Source organism: Segatella copri, assembly GCF_003465495.1.
GTDB lineage: Bacteria > Bacteroidota > Bacteroidia > Bacteroidales > Bacteroidaceae > Prevotella > Prevotella copri_G.
The window spans coordinates 1-2,902 of record NZ_QSAV01000089.1; the positions used below are offsets into that span (position 1 = coordinate 1).

General features: G+C 41.9%; 3 protein-coding genes. All 3 read left to right on the forward strand.

Features of this window, described 5'->3' with window-relative positions; translation table 11 throughout:
- The first annotated feature begins 75 nt into the window (after positions 1-75).
- The 3 genes from DWV53_RS15000 to tnpC are packed head-to-tail and all read left to right on the forward strand — an operon-like array spanning position 76 to position 2,809.
- On the forward strand, positions 76-492 hold the full coding sequence (locus DWV53_RS15000) for a hypothetical protein (protein ID WP_118155408.1): 417 nt from the start codon (positions 76-78) through the stop codon (positions 490-492).
- A 1-nt stretch (position 493) separates the two neighbouring features.
- Positions 494-841, forward strand: coding sequence for an IS66 family insertion sequence element accessory protein TnpB (gene tnpB, locus DWV53_RS15005; RefSeq protein WP_118155410.1), 348 nt, complete (start codon positions 494-496; stop codon positions 839-841).
- A 60-nt stretch (positions 842-901) separates the two neighbouring features.
- Positions 902-2,809, forward strand: coding sequence for an IS66 family transposase (tnpC, locus tag DWV53_RS15010; RefSeq protein WP_118155412.1), 1,908 nt, complete (start codon positions 902-904; stop codon positions 2,807-2,809).
- Positions 2,810-2,902: the final 93 nt, after the last annotated feature.

Below are 2,902 nucleotides of genomic sequence, written 5' to 3' on the forward strand. Positions count from 1 at the left end.
GTAACCATCTACTTCTCCATATTGCCCGCTAAAAAATAAGTATTACCTTTGCTGCCGATTAAAAAATGGTAACAGATGGAAAATAAGAAGAAAGCAAAAGTTGATTACGCAGCCATCATTCGTGAGTTCGAGATGTATGGTCGTGGTCGTTCTCTCAAACAATTTTGTGATGACAGTAGTTATGTTTATCCTAATGTGCTTCGATACTATCGTAAGTGTTTTTGGAATAGCAAGTCTAGGTTGGCAGCTTCTCCTGATGGTGACAAGTCTCTTGTTCCCTTGGAGATTGAGTCGGCAGCAAGTGTCAACTCAGCTTCTTCAAGTGTGGACTCTTGCAAGCCAGAAGAACCGACCATGCCTGTGGCTGCTCCTTCTATCCCGACATACAGTATCGTCTCGATGCACATATCGTTCAGCAATGGGATGGAGTTGTCACTTTGCGAGACAAATGTAAATGAGATTACAGCTTTGTTGCACAAAATAGTTGGCTGAAATGATATCCTTTACAAGTAGACAGAAGTACTATTTTTATTCTGGTCCTATGGATATGCGTAAGGATATCGATACTCTCTCAGAAGTAGTTCGTAGCCAAATGGGGCTTGATCCTTATATCGAGGAATCGGTTTTTATATTTATGTCGAAGAATCTTCGTACAATGAAGATTCTCTATCGTGGTCGCCGCCGCTTTGAATTGACAAAAATCCGCTTGGATGATGAAAAATTCTTTTTGCCTGTATTCGACGAACATCGTTCCTGCTACAAAATTTGCTGGAGCGACTTCGTTACGCTTACAGAGGGTGTTCAAGTCACTAAAATGCAGATAAAAGAAGATGTTGTTTGATTGTTTAACTATCTGGTTATTAGTGTTTTAGTAATAAAAAATCTTCGAAAAAACTTGCATATGTCAGAAAAAAGTAGTACCTTTGTAGGCATGAATGACGAAATGAAGTTACGTTTGGCTTATGCTGAGATAGCTCGTCTCAAGGATGAGATGGCAACAGCGAATCGTGGGCAGGTAGATTTGATAACTCACGATCAAGCCTTGCGTGCCGATTTCGAACGTCAGCGTGAGGAGGATCGCCAGTTCTTCAAGGCTCAGCAGGACAATATGAAGGAGTTCTATATGCAGCAGATGAAGGAACAGGCTGAGCGCCATAAAGAGGAACTTAAGCATCTGCGAGAGGAGAACCTGGAAAATGTAAAGCGTATTATGAAGGATAGCGCTAACCACCAGAAGGCATCGGATAACTTGATAGCTTCCTTGAATGAGAAGATTACAAAACTCACTTCGATGCTTGAAAAGTCTTCGCTCTCTGCATCGGAGGCACAATGGCTGGCCCGTTATCGCCAGCGCCAACGGTTCAAGCGTAATGCGGAGCAAAAGAATTTGCTGAAGTCTGGCAAAGAGGTTACGAGAGAAGAAGAAAAGTCTGATTGGCCTGAAGATTCCAATGATGACGTTCCATCTACTCCGTCTTCTGCATCAGGTGACCAGACTCCTGCAAAAAAGAAGAAAAAAGCATTGGACAAGCGTTCTACTCGCACAGATTATCAGAAGAACAAGCCATATACGACTGCTCCTATCTATCATATGCTTCATGAGTATTTTACCCTTCCTGAAGGAGGACACTTTGTGAAACGCGATGGGGAAGTGGAGACTTGGTGGTATCGTGAGTTGATTCGTATTCCTGAGCATTACGAAGAGCATTTCTACGAGGTGGCAAGCTATTATGTTCCTGGGCATGGAAGTGGAGTCACTCGTCCTAATACCCGCTTGATTAAAGGTGTTTCCTTTGACTTGGAACTGATAACTTATGTTCTTACCGAGCATTTCGCTTACAATACTCCATTTACGAGAATTGTAGAGAAGCTATCTCATATGGGATTGAATATGAACGAGAAAACCTTGGGAGTCATCGTACATAAGATAATCTCTTATATCCGCAAGGAAATGAAAGATGTCTGGGAGGCGACTATCAAGAAGACTCACAATTGGATGATTGATGAGACCTCAGGTCTTGTTGGTGTGAAGACAGATGAAGGTGTCCGTAAATACTTGAAGCGTTATTTTTGGGGAATCAAGGCTAATGTCCAGAAGCTCGTGTGGTTTATATACGAGCATGGGAGTCGTGGCCTCAAGGCAATCCGTCAGTTCTTGGACAACTTTATCGGCTTCTTTACTACTGACGGTTATGTAGTATATAAAGTATATGACGATGATGAACTTCATCCTGATCAACATCGTTCAGCATGCCTGACACATATAAGGCGAAAGTTCGTAGAGTCCTTGGAAGAGAATCATTCCTTGTCTATGTGGTTTATCGATGAGATAGGTAGACTATTTGGAATCGAGCATGACTGCAAGAAGGCAGGTTTAACAGCCGACCAGGTTCTTGTGGAAAGGCTTCAAAGGAGCAAGCCTATCATGGACCGAATCAAAGAGAAGTTTGAGCGATTTGCTAGATCGAATTACAAAGGCTTGGGCGCTTTGACAAAGAAGGCTCTTAAATATATCAAGACTGAATGGTCGGCAATGCAAACCATTTTGCAGGATGGCAACCTTGAGTTGTCTAACAACCTGGCAGAACAAATGATGAGACACATCAAGCTGAATCTTAAAAACTGTCTGAACATCGGCAGTGAAGATTCTGCGCTTGACTATGCCTTCATGTTTTCTGTCATAGAAAGCTGTAATATGAACAAGTTATCTCCTGGGTGTTACATCAAGGAGCTAGTTAGTCGTCTTACTGCCAAGCCTGTTTGTACAGCAGAAAAAGTGGCACTTTTGCCTTGCTTTATGCAAAAATAAATGTTAAATCCAATCATTTTTTATTTTTAACATCTCTTGAATCGCCTTTACATAAAGGTGGTTCAGAGGGTGTATGGAAATATAGATGGTTAC

What these genes read in the sequence shown, in the direction of transcription:
- tnpB (WP_118155410.1), top strand. Translation starts at nt 494, where the DNA reads ATGATATCCTTTACAAGTAGACAGAAGTACTATTTTTATTCTGGTCCT.
- tnpC (WP_118155412.1), top strand. Translation starts at nt 902, where the DNA reads ATGTCAGAAAAAAGTAGTACCTTTGTAGGCATGAATGACGAAATGAAG.
- DWV53_RS15000 (WP_118155408.1), top strand. Translation starts at nt 76, where the DNA reads ATGGAAAATAAGAAGAAAGCAAAAGTTGATTACGCAGCCATCATTCGT.